This window comes from Streptomyces sp. NPDC056144 (assembly GCF_042264145.1).
GTDB lineage: Bacteria > Actinomycetota > Actinomycetes > Streptomycetales > Streptomycetaceae > Streptomyces.
In genome coordinates this window covers 1,171,749-1,186,322 of sequence record NZ_JBHJVF010000001.1, presented here as the reverse complement: position 1 = coordinate 1,186,322, position 14,574 = coordinate 1,171,749, and the positions used below count along the sequence as shown (strand labels likewise).

The 14,574-nt window shown below is 72.1% G+C and carries 11 protein-coding genes; 3 read left to right on the top strand and 8 right to left on the bottom strand.

Features of this window, described 5'->3' with window-relative positions; genetic code table 11:
• Positions 1–40: 40 nt before the first annotated feature.
• From ACFC0Z_RS05045 to ACFC0Z_RS05030, 4 genes are all read right to left on the bottom strand, one after another.
• Positions 41–931, bottom strand: a complete 891-nt coding sequence (locus tag ACFC0Z_RS05045) for a GNAT family N-acetyltransferase (protein ID WP_376432829.1) — start codon at positions 929–931, stop codon at positions 41–43.
• A 124-nt stretch (positions 932–1,055) separates the two neighbouring features.
• Positions 1,056–2,189, bottom strand: coding sequence for an alpha-hydroxy acid oxidase (locus ACFC0Z_RS05040; RefSeq protein ID WP_376433461.1), 1,134 nt, complete (start codon positions 2,187–2,189; stop codon positions 1,056–1,058).
• Positions 2,190–2,263: 74 nt separating this feature from the next.
• Complete coding sequence (hppD, locus tag ACFC0Z_RS05035; protein WP_376432827.1) at positions 2,264–3,415, bottom strand: 4-hydroxyphenylpyruvate dioxygenase; 1,152 nt, start codon at positions 3,413–3,415, stop codon at positions 2,264–2,266.
• Positions 3,416–3,513: 98 nt separating this feature from the next.
• A complete protein-coding gene (locus ACFC0Z_RS05030; protein WP_376432826.1) occupies positions 3,514–4,938 on the bottom strand; it encodes an amidase in 1,425 nt (474 codons plus the stop codon).
• A 147-nt stretch (positions 4,939–5,085) separates the two neighbouring features.
• Between ACFC0Z_RS05030 and ACFC0Z_RS05025 the strand changes: the two genes are divergently transcribed.
• Positions 5,086–5,715 (top strand): RNA polymerase sigma factor, encoded by a 630-nt coding sequence (locus ACFC0Z_RS05025; protein ID WP_376432824.1) that lies wholly within the window; start codon positions 5,086–5,088, stop codon positions 5,713–5,715.
• Positions 5,712–6,851: a CU044_5270 family protein gene (locus ACFC0Z_RS05020; RefSeq protein ID WP_376432822.1), complete on the top strand. Its 1,140-nt coding sequence runs from the start codon at positions 5,712–5,714 to the stop codon at positions 6,849–6,851. Before ACFC0Z_RS05025 ends, ACFC0Z_RS05020 begins: the two co-directional genes overlap by 4 nt.
• 16 nt (positions 6,852–6,867) lie before the next feature.
• Here ACFC0Z_RS05020 and ACFC0Z_RS05015 read toward each other — a convergent pair whose 3' ends face one another.
• Positions 6,868–8,088, bottom strand: a complete 1,221-nt coding sequence (locus tag ACFC0Z_RS05015; protein ID WP_376432820.1) for a saccharopine dehydrogenase C-terminal domain-containing protein — start codon at positions 8,086–8,088, stop codon at positions 6,868–6,870.
• Positions 8,089–8,225: 137 nt separating this feature from the next.
• Between ACFC0Z_RS05015 and ACFC0Z_RS05010 the strand changes: the two genes are divergently transcribed.
• Positions 8,226–9,008 (top strand): TetR/AcrR family transcriptional regulator, encoded by a 783-nt coding sequence (locus ACFC0Z_RS05010; protein ID WP_376432818.1) that lies wholly within the window; start codon positions 8,226–8,228, stop codon positions 9,006–9,008.
• On the opposite strand, the gene ACFC0Z_RS05005 is transcribed toward ACFC0Z_RS05010, so the two are convergent.
• The 3 genes from ACFC0Z_RS05005 to ACFC0Z_RS04995 all read right to left on the bottom strand — a co-directional run bounded on the left by ACFC0Z_RS05005 (position 8,982) and on the right by ACFC0Z_RS04995 (position 14,518).
• Positions 8,982–10,547, bottom strand: a complete 1,566-nt coding sequence (locus ACFC0Z_RS05005) for an MFS transporter (protein ID WP_376432816.1) — start codon at positions 10,545–10,547, stop codon at positions 8,982–8,984. The two genes, ACFC0Z_RS05010 and ACFC0Z_RS05005, sit on opposite strands and share 27 nt — an antisense overlap.
• Positions 10,548–10,698: 151 nt before the next feature.
• Positions 10,699–11,322 (bottom strand): TetR/AcrR family transcriptional regulator, encoded by a 624-nt coding sequence (locus tag ACFC0Z_RS05000; protein WP_376432814.1) that lies wholly within the window; start codon positions 11,320–11,322, stop codon positions 10,699–10,701.
• Positions 11,323–11,434: 112 nt separating this feature from the next.
• Entirely contained in the window at positions 11,435–14,518 is a 3,084-nt protein-coding gene (locus tag ACFC0Z_RS04995) for an NPCBM/NEW2 domain-containing protein (RefSeq protein WP_376432812.1), read from the bottom strand.
• Between the last annotated feature and the right edge of the window lie 56 nt (positions 14,519–14,574).

The following is a 14,574-nucleotide window of genomic DNA, read 5'->3' as shown; positions in this document are numbered from 1 at the left end:
CAGGGCGCGGGGCCTGGTGCGTGGCCCCGCGCCCGTACCGTCAGCCCGTCGGCCGGAGGTTCACGCGCTCACTGGTGACGGGGAACCCGGCCTTGGCGAAGTTCGCCGCCATGGGGAAGTTCCCCCGGTCGGTGGCCCCGCTGATGAACTCCGCGCCCTGCGCGACGAGGTAGTGGGTGCATTCGGCGAGCAGGTCGTAGGCGTAGCCGTGACCGCGCTGCTCCGGTACGACGCCGATGAAGCCGATCGTCGGGCCGGAGGGGTTGTGGGCCGGGATGTGGATCCCGGCCAGCTCGCCCTCGGGGGTGTGGGCGACCTGCCACCACTCGCGCGGCGACGGGCACCAGTGGAAGAAGTCGAGCTCTTCCTGCGCGGCCTGGTCGAGGCCGCCCTCCTCGATGGCGAGGAGGGCGTGGGCGTCCAGCGTCGCGGAGTGGATGCGGCGCAGGGCGTCGAAGAAGACGGCGTCGTCGGGCTCCTCGCGGAACCGCAGGCGTCCGGGGCGCTCGGGCAGCCCGCACTCCGGGGTCCAGCGGTAGAGGAACCGTTCCACCAGGGGCTCGTACCCCGCGGCGTGCGCGGCGGCGAAGCGCGCCTCGGCGGCGGCGCGCAGGGTGTCGTTCTCCCGCCAGCCGCCAGGGATGTTGATTTCGAGCTCGACCCGCCAGGGCGCGGAGCGCAGGAGCTCGGCCCCCGCCGCCTCCTCGCCCTCGGCGACGTCGAACCAGTTGATGTTGACGGGCTCCGCGTCCTCGGGCCCGCCCCACCACGCTCCGCGCGCGACGACCTCGCCGTCGCGCAGGGCGACGCGCTTCCATTCGTCACGGAACTGGGTGCGCCGGTGGTTCTCGCGGGCGCCGAGGGGGTCGGGGTGCGCGTCGAAGAGCGCGGCGTCGTTCGTGGAAAGCGTGCGGATGACCAGATCGGTCATGGAATTCCTCCGGGATACAAGCTGCGTGGAGCGCTCCCGGTCAGAACTGACGCATCACGCCGGGGAGATGAAAGAGGGAGCGCTCGGGGATGTGAACTGCACGGCACTCGCCTCCTTCCATGTCTCAGGGCGTTGACGTGAACGGTACGTGATCTTTTTCGGGTCCGTCCAGGGATTTTCCTCCCTTCGTGGTCCGCAGGCGTGCGGCGGCCGCCGGGACGGAGCAGCCGGACAGGGCGAGGGCGTTCTCCAGTTCCTCGCGGAGCAGGGTGAGGACTTTGGTGACGCCCGCCTCTCCCCCGGCGGCCAGGCCCCAGAGGGCGGGGCGGCCGAGGAGGACGCCGGAGGCGCCGAGGGCCAGGGCCTTGAGGACGTCGGTGCCGGAGCGGACGCCGCTGTCGAGGAGGATCCGGCTGCGGCCGGCGACGGCGTCGACCACGGCCGGGAGGGCGTCGAGGGTCGGGATCGCGCCGTCGAGCTGCCGGCCGCCGTGGTTGGAGACGACGATGCCCGCCACCCCTTCTGCGGCGGCCCGGTCGGCGTCGGCGGGGTCGAGGACGCCCTTGAGGACGAGGGTCAGCCGGGTGTGGGCGCGGAGCCAGTCGAGGTCGCGCCAGGACAGGGACGGTTCGACCAGGCCCGCTGTCTGGACGGCGATGCCGCTCACACCGTCCCGGGGTCCGCTCGGCGCTCCGTCGTCGCCCCGCGCGAAGTGCGCGGCCGTCACGCCCTCGGGCAGGGTGAAGGCGCCCCGCAGGTCGGCCCGTCGGCGGCCCATGTACGGGGTGTCGACGGTGAGCATCAGGGCGCGCGCCCCGGCCTCCTCGGCGCGGGCCAGGAGGTCCTTGGTGAGCGCGCGGTCGCGGAGCCAGTACAGCTGGAACCAGAGCGTGGCCCCGGTCGCGGCGATCTCCTCGACCGGGGTGCTGCTGAAGGTGCAGGCGGTGAAGGGGATCCCGGCGGCGGACGCGGCCCGGGCGACGGCGAGTTCGCCCTCGGGGTGGACGGCCCGCTGGTAGGCCATCGGCGCGATGGCCAGCGGGAGCGCGGCGGGGTCGGGCTCGTCGCCGAGGAGCCGGGTGGCGGTGTCGACGGTGGAGACGCCGGTGAGGACGCGGGGCAGGAGGTGGAGGGCGTCGAAGGCGGCGCGGTTGGCGGCGAGGGTGCGTTCGTCGCCCGCGCCGCCCGCGACGAACCGTTCGACTCCGGCGGGGAGTACGGCGGCGGCCAGGGCCTCGGCGTCGGCCGGGGTGACCATGCCGTCGACGGTGACCGCGCGGTCGACGGCGGCCGCGCGGTCGAAGCGGACCGTGCCGTCGGCCGGGTGGGCCTTCACCGGCCGCTCCCCGGTGCGGCGTTGGCCTCGTGCTCGGCCTTCTCCGCCTGCACGGCCTCGTACAGCGCGCGGACGTTCCCGCCGCCGAAGGTGTCGGCGCCGATCCGCTCGATGATCTCGTAGAAGAGGGTGCGGCGGGGGTGGACGGTCCTCGTGAAGATCTGGAACAGCTGGCCGGCGTGGTCCTCGTCGGCGAGGATGCCGGACTCGCGCAGCTCGTCGACGGAGTGCCGGTGCGGGGCGAGGCGGGCCGCGAGGGCCTCGTAGTACGTGTCGGGGGTGGCGAGGAAGAGGGTGCCGCGCTTGTCGAGGCGGGCGACGGTCTCGACGATGTCCTCGGTCGCGAAGGCGAGGTGGTGGACTCCACCCCCGCCGTGCCGTTCGAGGAAGTCGCCTATGTGGCCGGCCTGGTGGGCGGGGCTGGGCGCGAGGACGGTGAGGGTGAGGTCGCCGGCAGGGCTGCGGACGGCTTTGGAGTCCATGGCCTCGGCGCCCTGGACCATCAGCTCCTCGTAGATGCCCTCGAAGCCGAAGACGCGCTCGTAGTAGCCGGTGGAGGCGGCGAGTTCGCCGGTCCTGACGCTGACGGCGACGTGGTCGAGGACGGTGAGGCCGGGCGATTCTGCGTGCGGCAGGGCGAGTTCGGCCACGGGGACGAGTCCGGGCAGCGGCAGCGGCGTGCCGTGCGCCTCGGCCCCGGCGGCCGGGCGCTGGACGAGGGTGTGGCGTACGTCGTCGAAGCCGGCGGCCACCGCCGCGGTGACCCACCCGCCCTCGTGCCCGGCCGGCTCGGCAAGGGCCCAGGCGCCCCGGGCGACCGCGTCGGCGAACGCGGCCCGCACGTCGGATGCGGTGAGCGCGATGTCGGCGATGCCGTCGCCGTGGGCGGCGGTGAAGGCGGCGGCCGGGTGGGTGGTGTCGAGGGCCTGGGTGAGGACGAGGACGATGTCTCCCTGGCGCAGGGCCAGGGAGCGGGACGTGGGCATGGGCGTGGGCATGGGCGTGGGGGCGGTCCGGTCGCTGGTGGCGAAGACCTGGAAGCCGTATCCGGTGACGAACGCCTCGGTGGCGGCGTCGGCATCGGTGACGTACAGCTCGATGTGGCTGACGGTCGGCGGGGAGAAGGATGCGGGGCCGTTTTCGGCCATGACGATGTCCTTCCGTACGGGGAGGAAACGCTCGGTGTCATTGGTCTCGGCAGTTTTGCCGATGATCGTACAACCGAGCTACTCCCCTGCACCGGCGATCAGTTGAGGTCCTGGATGCGTCGGAACGGACGGTCCGCCTCCAGACCGAAGGCGACGTCAAGGAGTGTCCGCTCGCTTCCCGGCCGTCCCGAGAACATGACGCCGATCGGCATGCCGTCCTCGGTCGCGGTCGCGGAGGGCAGCGAGATCGACGGCGTTCCGACGACGTTGTCGACGGGCGTGAACGCGACGTACGCGAGGATCCGCTCGACGAGGGTCCGGTAGGGAACGGCCGGATTGAGGTGCCCGATCGGCGGCGCCGGGTGGGCGAGCACCGGGGAGAGGAGGAGGTCGAAGCCGCGGAAGGCCGCCGCGTACGCCTCCTTGGTCCGCTTCAGGCGCCGCAACACGCCCGGGGTGCGGCGCCAGTTCCGCACGTACTCCTCGCGCAGCCCCCGGCTGAGTCCGTCCATCCGGCGGCGGTCGAAGTCCTGGCCCAGACCGCGTCCCGTGACGCCGATGAGGAACGAGAGCATGCCCCAGTAGGTGAGGAAGTCGGCGGTGAACCGGGGGTCGACGTCGATCTCGACCGGCTCGACGGTGTGGCCGAGGTGTTCGAGTCGGGCCACGGTCTCCATGACGGCCGCCTGGGTGGCGCTGTCGGAGATGACGCCGCTGGGCGAGTCCCGCAGGAAGCCGATGCGCAGGCGCCGGTCGGACGGTCCCTCGACCAGGCCGACGGGCGGGAGCTTCGGGTTGCGCCAGTACCGCTCGGCGGCGGCGAGGAAGGTGGCCGTGTCGCGTACGGAGCGGCTGACGACGCCGTCGACGACGAGGTCCAGGGGCAGTTGGCGGCTCTGCGCGTTCGCCACGACCCTGCCGCGGGTCGGCTTGAGGCCGACGAGTCCGCAGCAGGCGGCGGGTATCCGTATGGAGCCGCCGCCGTCGTTGGCGTGGGCGATCGGTACGGCTCCGGCGGCGACGAGCGCGGCGGCGCCGCCGGAGGAACCGCCCGTCGAGTAGCCGGTGTTCCACGGGTTGCGAACGGGCTCGCCGCCCTCGTACTCAGTGGTCGGACTGAACCCGAACTCGGGCAGCCGGGTCTTGCCGAGCACGGTGACGTCGGTGCTGGTGAACTGCCGGGTGAAGGGCGCGTGCTTGCGCGCGGGCGCCGGGGCGAAGGCGGCGCTGCCGTGCCCCGTGGGGAGCCCGGCGAAGTCGGTGTTGTCCTTGACGAAGGTCGGCACCCCGGCGAGGAGGCCGCTGTTCGCGGTCACGGGCGCGGGGGTGGGCGCGTCGGCGTGGACCTGGACGGCGTGGAGGTGCTTCTCGACGATCCGCACCCGCTCGGCCGCGGCGCGCGCGGCCTCGACCGTCCCGACCTCGCCACGCCGGATGGCGGCGGCCAGGCCGACGGCGTCGTACTCCCCCAGCGCGTCGTCCCGGAAGGCGTGCACCCTGGTCTGTTCCTCGAAAGTCGACACCGCTGTCTCAGCCCCCGGCCGCGTGTGGATTCCTGGTCGCCCCCATCATGGCCTACCGACAAGTAACAGGCGAGGGTTCGACTCTGTTCGACGTGTCCTGCGTCACGTTCCGGGAACCGGATCGGCGCGGTCGGACAGTCGGGGGATATGGAGATGAGTGTGAGAGCCCGAATACGAGCGGGGGACCCGGACGCGTTCGGGTCCCTCTTCGACGACTGCGCCCGGGCGGTCCACCACCACGCCTTCCGGCTGACCGGCGACTGGTCGACGGCCGAGGACGTGCTGTCGCTGACCTTCCTGGAGGCCTGGCGGCTGCGGGGAACGGTGGACCCGGAGGGCGGTTCCCTGCGGCCGTGGCTGCTCGGCATCGCGACCAACGTCGTACGGAACACACGGCGCGCCGCCCGGCGGCACGAGGCCGCGATGAACCGGCTGCCCCGGGAGGAGGCGTTGCCGGACTTCGCCGACGAGCTGGTCGGACGGATCGACGACGCCGAGCGGGTCGCCGCCGTACAGTCCGCGCTCGCGCGGCTGCGGCGCCCGGAGCGCGAGGTGGTCGCCCTGTGCGTGTGGTCCGGCCTCGACTACGCGGCAGCCGCCGAAGCGCTCGGCATCCCGGTGGGAACCGTCCGCTCCCGCCTCTCGCGCGCCCGCAAGAAGCTCGCCGCGTACGCGCCGTATCCCTCAGCCGAGGGACGGAACTCGGCGGCGGGTCACGGACAGACAGATGGTGACCGCATCCGCGCGGTCCGGCCCCTCCAGGAGGAAGCGCGATGAGCACCACCCCGTCCCGTCCCACCCCGCCCCGTCCCACTCCCACTCCCTCTCCCACCGAGCACGAGGAGCTGGCCCGGCTGCTGCCGACGCCGCCCGAGCGCGAACCGTCCGCCCGTCACCACCAGCTGCTCAAGGCCCAGCTGCTGCGCGAGTTCCGGCAGGACACCGCCCCCGCCGCCGCGGCGAAGCCCCGTTTCGGGGTCCGCCGCCTGACGATGGCCGCCGTGCCGCTCGCGGCGGGTGCCCTGGCCGTCACCCTGGCGACGAACGGCGCCTTCGACGGCGGCGAGCGGCCCGGCACCGACCCCCGCGCCGCCACCGTGCCGGGTCAGTCGTCGCAGTCCTCGCAGTCCGGCAAGGCCACGGCCGCCACCCCGGCGGCGGTCCTCCTCGACCGCATCGCCACCGTCGCGGCGGCCCGTCCCGCGACCGCCGTCCGCGACGACCAGTTCGTGTACGTCTCCAGCACCGTCGCCTGGTCGATCCAGAACTCCGACGACCCGGTGCTGCGCCTGGACACCCCGCACAGCCGCAAGATCTGGCTCTCCGTCGACGGCTCGCAGCCGGGGCTCCTCCACGAGCGGGGCAAGGCCATTCCGTTGGCCGGCGAGGTCGACAAGGACGGCCGTCCGGTCAACCCCGTCGGCAACCCCCACCCCACGCTGAACAGCCCGACCTACCGCTACCTGGAGTCGCTCCCCACCGACCCCGACGCCCTGCTCAAGAGGATCTACGACGAGACCAAGGGCATGGGCAACGGCCCCGACCAGCAGGCCTTCGTCACCATCGGCGACCTGCTGCGCGAGCAGCTCGCGCCGCCGAAGGTGTCCGCCGCGCTCTACAAGGCGGCGGCGAAGATCCCTGGTGTCACGGTCGTCGAGGACTCCGTCGACGCGGCCGGCCGTCACGGCGTGGCCGTCGCCCGCGTCTACGCCGGTGAGCGCACCGAGTGGATCTTCGACAAGAAGAGCCTGGAGTTCCTCGGCGAGCGCGGCGTGATGGTCGAGGACACGACGGCGGGCAAGAAGGGCCAGGTCACCGCCACGACCGCCGTCCTCGGACGGGGTGTCACGGACGAGGCGGGCCAGGCCCCGGGCGGTCCGAAGGACCGCGCGAAGGGCCGTACGAAGGCCTGACCGCCGGGACCGGCGCTCACTGCTCGCGCATGCCCCACGGGGAGCCGTACGCGGTGAGCAGGTCGAGGAACGGGCCCGGGGCGAAGGCCTCGGGCCCGAGGACGCCGGCACCGGACCAGGTGCCGGCGGCCATGAGTTCCAGGGCCACGACGGGGTTGATGGCGGTCTGCCAGACGACGGCCTGACAGCCGTACTCGCGCATCGACCACTCGTTGTCGACCACGTGGTAGAGGTACACCTCGCGCGGCTCGCCGTCCTTGACGCCCTTGACCCAGGTGCCCGCGCAGGTCTTGCCGGTCATCCGGTCGCCGAGGGTCGCCGGGTCCGGGAGGACGGCCGCGACGATGTCGCGGGGCGAGACCTCGGCCCGGCCGAGACTGGTGGCGACGGTGACGGGCGCGGTGCTGTCGAGACCGAGCGCGTGCAGCGTCTTCAGCTTGCCGATGAAGTCCTCGCCGAGGCCGTACTTGAAGGTGACGCGCCGGGCGTCGACCCAGCGGGGTACCAGGAGGACCTCCTCGTGCTCGACGTTCACGCACTCGACGGGGCCGATGCCCTCGGGGAAGTCGAAGACCTCGGGCTCGCTGAACGGCTCCGTCGTGAACCAGCCGCGCCCGGCCTCGTACACGACCGGCGGGTTGAGGCACTCCTCGATGGTCGTCCAGATGTTGAAGGACGGGGCGAAGTCGTAGCCCTCGACGGTGAGGTTGGCGCCGTCGCGGATGCCGATCTCCTCGATCTCGTCGAAGAGCTCGTCGGCCGCGTACCGGGCGAAGACGTCGGAGAGGCCCGGCTCGACGCCCATGCCGACCAGGGCGAGCCTGCCCTCCTTCTCCCACTCCTCGGCCCGCTCGAACTGGGCGTCGCCGAGCTTGACGCCGCACTCCTCGTACGGGCGCTCGGGGTGCGGCTTCGACAGCGACATCGCCATGTCGAGGTAGTGCGCGCCGGCCTGGGCGGCGGCCTCGAAGAGCGGCAGGACGAAGCGCGGGTCGGTGGCGTTGAGGAGGACGTCGCACCGCTCCTCCGCCAGCAGCGCGGCGACCGCCGAGGCGTCGGAGGCGTCCGTGCGGCGGGCACTGAACCGGGCGCCGTCCTCGCCGAGGGCGGCGACGGCCGCCTCGGCGCGGGCGAGGTCGTAGTCGGCGACCACCATGTGGTCGAAGAAGGGGCGGCGGGCCGCGATCCGGGTGATGGCGGTGCCCACACCGCCGGCGCCGACAAGCAGAACACGCATGAGGAATCTCCCTCTCCGAGGCTGTGACCTGTTGGTTCCCGAGATGAAACTCCCCGTGCGTGGTTAACGTCTATGGCGTTGGCATAAGGTGCGGGCAGCCCGGAGGTCGCCGGAGCTCGCCAGGAGAGGGGCCGCTCATGCCGAAGAAGGTGGTGCCGGAGTCGGCGCGGAGACGGCGGCGACCGACGAAGAACGGCGAGGTGCTCTCCGAGCGGATCATCGTCGAGACGGCCCTGCGGATGCTCGCGGAGCACGGTGCGGCGGGGCTCACCGCCCGGCGGCTCGGTCTCGCGCTCGGCGCGGACCCCAGCACCCTCTACCGGTACTTCGCGGGCATGGACGACCTGACGCTCGCCATCGGCGCGGAGCTGATCGGCCGAGCCCTGCGCGGCTGGGAGGCCACCGGGGCGTGGCGCGACGACCTCCGGGCGCTCGGTCTGCGCATCCACCGCGCCTACCTCGCGCACCCGCAGGCGGCGGTGCTCACGGCGAGCCGTGTGACGGGCCGGGAGCAGGAGATCGCGGCCGACGAGGCGATCCTCGCCGTGCTGCGGACGGCGGGCTTCCCCGATCCGGAGGCCGTGCGGATCTACCACACGTTCATCGACCAGAGCCTGGCGTTCGCCGCCCTGGACGCGGCCTCGATGGCCCTCCCCCGGGCCGCGCGCGAGGCCGACGAGCACATGTGGGAGTCGGCCTACGCGCAGCTCTCGGACGCTTCGCATCCGCACATCGCGGCGACGGCGGACCTGCTCGCGGCGCGCATGAACCACAGCGCCTACCCGGCCGCACTGGAGATGATCCTCGACAGTGCGGCCGGGAGGCTGGCGCGTGCGAACGCGAACGGACTATCGGCAATCGAACTACAGGCGGACGGACTGCCGGCGCACGGACTACCGCGCCCGCCGTCGGCCGGGTAGGACGAGGAACACCACCAGCGTGCCGACGGCCATGATGATCCCGCCGACGACGCTGGTCGCGGCGACGCCGTGGGCGAAGGACTCGTGGACGGCCCCGACGAGGGCCTGCGCCTGCTGGGGTCCGCCGTCCGGGTTCTGGGCGACCTTCTCGGCGACGGCGAGTCCGGCGCCGACCGAGTCCTGGGCGGTGTGGAGCGCGGCGGCCGGGAGGCGGTTGCCGACGAGGTCGGCGAGTTCGTCCCGGTAGGCCGTACCGAGCAGGGAGCCGAGAACGGCGATGCCGAGGGAGCCGCCGAGTTCGAGCGCGGTGTCGTTGGCCCCGCCGCCGACGCCGAGTTCGGACTCGGGGAAGGAGCTCATGATGGTGTCCGTGGCCGGTGAGACGCTCAGGCCGATGGCGACGCCGAGCATCATCAGGGGCGCGAGGAAGTCGGCGTACGTCGACCCGGTCTCGATCCTCGTGAGCAGCAGGACGGCGGCGGTGCCGAGCAGCATGCCCGCGACGACGGTGACCTTCATGCCGAGCTTCGGGGTCAGCCGGCCGGTCGCGGCGGCGCCGACGAAGACGGCACCGGCCAGCGGGAGCAGGCGGACGCCGGTTTCGAGCGGGCCGTAGCCGAGGACGAACTGCAGGAACTGCGTCGAGTAGTAGATCGCGCCGAACGTGCCGAAGAAGAAGAACAGCACCGCGAGCATCGACCCGGCGAAGGGCCGCTGCGCGAACCTCCGTACGTCGAGCATGGGGTGCGGGTGGCGCAGTTCCCACCACACGAAGGCGAGCGCGCCGACGGCCGCGACGACGGCGGCGGTGACCGGGCCGGCGCCCCAGCCGAAGTGCGGGCCCTCGATGGTCGCGTAGACGAGCGAGCCGACGGAGACGATGGACAGCAGGCCGCCGACGTAGTCGATCCGCCCCATGCCCTGCGCCTTCGACGGCGGTACGAGGAAGAGCGCGCCGACGACGCCGAGGAGCGCGATCGGCACGTTGATGAGGAACGTGGAGCCCCAGGCGTGGTCCTCCAGGAGCCAGCCGGCGACCAGCGGGCCGACGGCGATGGCGAGACCCGAGGTCGCGGTCCAGGCGGTGATGGCGCGGGCGCGCTCGTGGCGGGGGAAGATCGCGACGAGCAGGGAGAGGGTCGCCGGCATGACGACGGCTGCGCCGACGCCCATGACCGCGCGGGCCAGGATGACGAGCGAGGTCTCGTGGACGAGGCTGCCGAGGACGGATCCGGCGGCGAAGACGAGGAGGCCGGTGACGAGGGCGCCGCGGCGGCTGTACTTGTCGCCTACCGCGCCGAGGACGAGCATCAGGGCCGCGTACGGGACGGTGTAGCCGTCGATGACCCACTGGAGGTCGCTGCTGCTCAGGCCCAGGTCGCGGGTCATGTCGGGGGCCGCGACGATCAGCGAGGTGTTCGCCATGACGACGATCAGCAGGCTGAGGCAGAGGACGAGCAGGGCCCACCAGCGGCGGGCGTAGGGGCCGGTCATCTTCTCGACGGGCGTGCGCGTGACGGAGAGCGTGGGGGGTGGCATGCGGGTGAGGCTCCTAGCCGGACGGATCCATTACTTGCCCATTGATGTGCAGGCTAGGTTATTGCACATCGATGTGCAAATATCTCGCGGCGCGCGGAAACGACACTGCCCCGGAGCGCGGCTCCGGGGCAGAGATCAGGAAAAGAGCAGGTCAGCCAGGGGGGGCGACCTCCGCGACGGCCGCGCGCGCCCGCTCCACCGGCACGCCGGCGGCGACGAGCACGGCGACGGCGACCGGCGCTCCCTCGTCGATGAGCTCGTCGCGGTTCACGGCCTCCAGGAGGGCGACCGTCATGGCTTCGAGCCCCGCGCTCATCGCGGCGGGCGGCAGATGCACGGGGAAGACGCCGTCGGCCTGCCCCCGCTCCACGATGGCCGTGACCGCGTCACGGGCCGGCGCCAGGATCTCGGCCACGCGCTCGGCGCCCAGGTCGCGCCGGGCGAGGGCGAGCAGCATCCGGTAGCGGTCGCCGACGGGCCAGAGCGAGAGCACGAAGTGGGCGAGTGCCCGCTCGGCGCCCTCCTCCGCCGGGACACCGACGGTCACCGCGCTGCGCAGCGCCTCGGAGGCCTCGTCGGCGAGGGCTTCGAGGAGGGCCTCGCGCCCGGGGAAGTGCCCGAAGAGGGTGCGCCGTACGACTCCGGAGGCACGGGCCAGCTCCTCCAGGGTGATGTCGGGGTCGCGCCCGAGCTCCCGCCGGGCCGTGGCCAGGATGCGCGCCCGGTTGGACCGCGCGTTGCTCCGCAGCGGCTGACGGGCGACGGGCTTGGTCACGGCGGGCACCTCGATGGATGGACGGAAAGCGCTCCCAATTCTGACACGCTGGTCAGACCTGGGAGCGCCGCCGGGAACCGGCTCGCGAGCGACTCGCGGGCTAGCTCGCGGGCTAGCTCACGAGCGTGGCACCGGCCCAGTCCGCGTGGTCGCTGTTGATGCCGTCCCCGGCGTCCGTGACCTTGAGCGTGAGCGTCGTGACGCCCGTGACGTCCAGGTCGATCGGGACGGTCGCGCTGGTCGGGGTCATCGTGCTCGGGGACCCGTACAGCTTGACCCCGTCACCCCAGACCTCGAACCGCACCGTCGCGTTCGCCGACACCTCGTCGTCCACGCCCAGGTCCGACTGGAAGCGGGTGTACCCGCGGTTCAGGGCGTAGGTGACCGTGCTGTTGGCGTGCGTGCCGACGCCCTTCGCGTACGTCGTGCCGTTCAGGCGCAGGGCGTTGTTGTCGACGCTCCGGTCCTTGCGGACCGTGCCCCAGTCGATGGCGGGGGTGCCCGTCCAGTTCAGGTCGCTGAGCGCCGTGCGGGTCGCGGTCCGGGTGACGAGCCGGGCTCCGGCCCAGTCCGCGTGGTCGCTGTTGATGCCGTCCCCGGCGTCCGTGACCTTGAGGGTCAGCGTCGTGACGCCCGTGACGTCCAGGTCGACGGCGGCCGTCGCGCTGGTCGGGGTCATCGCGCCCGGGGACTCGTACAGCTTCGTGCCGTCGCCCCAGACCTCGAAGCGGACGGTCGCGTGGGAGCTGACCTCGTCGTCCACGCCGACGGCGGACTGGAAGCGGCTGTACCCGCCGTTCAGGGCGTAGGTGACCGTGCTGTTGGCGTGCGTGCCGACGCCCTTGGCGTACGTCGTGCCGTTCAGCCGGAGCGCGTTGCCCTCGACGCTCCGGTCCTTGGTGACGGTGCCGAAGTCGCTGCGGGCGCTCGTCCAGGTGAGCGCGCTCAGGTCCACCACCTGGCCGTCGCCGCCGGTGGAGGTGGTGACGGCGTTGCTCGCGGCGGAGAGGTTCCCGGCCGCGTCGACCGCCTTCACGGTGAAGGTGTACGAGGTCCACGGCGAGAGCCCGGTGACGGTGAAGCGGGTGGTGGCGCCCGTCGTGGTCCCGACGAGGGTGTTGCCGGCGTAGACCTTGTAGCCGGTCACGCCGGTGTCGTCGTCGGAGGCCGTCCAGGACAGGTCGGCGCCGGTCGAGGTCGGGTTGCTCGCGGTGAGGGCGGTCGGCGCGCTCGGGGCGATGGTGTCGGGCGCCGGGGTGCCGGCGGTGGCGGTGACGGCCGCGCCCGCGACGACCGGGACGGTGACGTACGAGACGGTCTTGCCGTACAGCGACTTGGTGCGGGCCGCGTAGGGCGTGCCGTTGACGGTGATGGTGTCGTGGGTGCCGTAGAACTGGGCCTCCCAGTTCACCGTTCCCCCGGCGTTGTTGGTGAGCTTCGACGCCGTCGTGCCGGTGTGCTGGAGCTTGAGGTCGTTGTCGCCGACCTTCAGGTGGTCGATCTCCACCCAGGGCGTCTCGGACGTCAGGCGCGAGACGGTGGCAACGTTGTCGCGAGGCGCGTCGGGCTGCACGCCCATCAGGCCGTCGATGGTGCTGCTCACCGCGAGGAAGGAGATCTCGGGGTACTGATTGCGGTCGGCCATGAGCTTCTTGAGCCAGGACCAGCCCTCGGCCGAGCGGTTGTACTGGTAGTACATCTCGGGCAGGTAGGAGGTCGCCTCGACGTTGAGGTCGTCGTCGTTGGCGGCGATGAAGTCGAGGTAGCGCTCGGTCCGGGGGCCGTGGTCGCCGAGTCCGGTGAGCATCATCAGGAAGCTGGCCTCGTGACCCCAGCTGCTGTAGCCGGTTCCGGCGGCGTCCTTGCCGCGGACGTAGCGGTTGTTCGCCGCGTCCCACCAGTTCGCCTCGAAGTGGTCGCGGACCCGCTGCGCGCGCCGGGTCCAGGTGGCGCTGCCCGCGCTGTCCCCCTTGGCCTTGAGGATCTCCGCGTACGCGAGCATCGACTGGTACTGGTAGCCGAGGGAGTCGGCGGCGGAGACCAGGTTCTCGTTGGGGAACTCGAAGAAGGTGGCGGTGTACTCACCGGGCTGCTTGCGCGAGACGGGCTGCTCCGCGGCGGGGTCGGCGTCGTTCCACTTCACCTCGTGACCGGCGAGGAAGGACCCCATGGTCGAGTCGTAGAACTTCGTGAGGTCGGGGTCGTTCAGCCAGGCCTGGTCACCCGTCCACTGGTACTGCTTGTACGCCTTCGTCATGAGGTTGAACGGCGAGGGCAGTTCACGGAAGCCGGTGCCGTCGATGTAGTACATCGCGCCGTACGAGCTGTGCGCCCAGAGCGGCCAGCCGTTCTGGCCCGGGTCGTCGGCGTCGCCGGCGAAGGTCTTCATCATGTGGAAGGTCTGGGCGTCCAGACCGACGGCGTGGGCGCCGTCCGACTGGTGGGCGATGTCGCGGTTGTAGTACGACTCGCGGTTGGTGTACGCGCCCCAGTAGCCGGGCTCGACGTCGGGGTGGGAGGCGTTCTTGAGCCGCCACCACTCCGCCTCGTGGCCCATCATCGGGTTGCCCGGGTAGAAGGTCATGGCGAGCGCCCGGTTCTTCCCCCAGGTGAAGCCGGAGTTGAGGGCCGCGTTGGGCGATCTGATGGCGAGGGTGCTGGTGGGCGCGCCCACGTGCTCCTGGATGGTGATGCGGTCGACGCGGGGCGCCTCGCCGGTCGAGGTGGCGGTCAGCTCGATGACGTCGCCGGGCTTCAGCGCCACCTTGTTCGACGTACGGGTGTCGATGTTGACGGGGTCGGTGTAGTCGCGTCCGTAGCGGCGCGAGGTGCCCCAGGAGTCCACGGCGGTGCCGTTGACGGCGAGCTTGTAGGTCACGCCGTTCTCGGTCATGCCGTTGTAGCGGGTGATGAGGTCGTACGTTCCGGCCGTGCCGGAGAAGGTGGTGCGGGCGGTGCTGACGCCGCCGGCCGCGCCGCGGCCGTAGGTGACGTCGTCGACGACCGTCCCGTTCCAGGTGTGGCGCACGGTCTCCGGCGTGAAGCCGGTCGTGGTCATGCTCTCGGCCTCGACGACGTACGGGCCGGCCGCCGCACCCGCGGCGGTGGCGGCCGTCGCCACCGCGGGTCCGGGGAGAGCCAGGGCGGTGCTGACCGCCGCCAGGGCAGCGGTCAGCGCACAGGCAGAACGACGCATGGGAAGTCGAACCTTCCGTCGGTGGGGGAACCTGTTGGACTGCGTTGCATATTGAT

Excerpts from the sequence above, each read along its gene's own strand:
- ACFC0Z_RS05010 (WP_376432818.1), top strand. The coding sequence starts at position 8,226 with ATGCCGAAGAAGGTGGTGCCGGAGTCGGCGCGGAGACGGCGGCGACCG.
- ACFC0Z_RS05005 (WP_376432816.1), bottom strand. The coding sequence starts at position 10,547 with ATGCCACCCCCCACGCTCTCCGTCACGCGCACGCCCGTCGAGAAGATG.
- ACFC0Z_RS05015 (WP_376432820.1), bottom strand. The coding sequence starts at position 8,088 with ATGCGTGTTCTGCTTGTCGGCGCCGGCGGTGTGGGCACCGCCATCACC.
- hppD (WP_376432827.1), bottom strand. The coding sequence starts at position 3,415 with ATGGCCGAAAACGGCCCCGCATCCTTCTCCCCGCCGACCGTCAGCCAC.
- ACFC0Z_RS04995 (WP_376432812.1), bottom strand. The coding sequence starts at position 14,518 with ATGCGTCGTTCTGCCTGTGCGCTGACCGCTGCCCTGGCGGCGGTCAGC.
- ACFC0Z_RS05045 (WP_376432829.1), bottom strand. The coding sequence starts at position 931 with ATGACCGATCTGGTCATCCGCACGCTTTCCACGAACGACGCCGCGCTC.
- ACFC0Z_RS05040 (WP_376433461.1), bottom strand. The coding sequence starts at position 2,189 with ATGGTCACCCCGGCCGACGCCGAGGCCCTGGCCGCCGCCGTACTCCCC.
- ACFC0Z_RS05020 (WP_376432822.1), top strand. The coding sequence starts at position 5,712 with ATGAGCACCACCCCGTCCCGTCCCACCCCGCCCCGTCCCACTCCCACT.
- ACFC0Z_RS05025 (WP_376432824.1), top strand. The coding sequence starts at position 5,086 with ATGGAGATGAGTGTGAGAGCCCGAATACGAGCGGGGGACCCGGACGCG.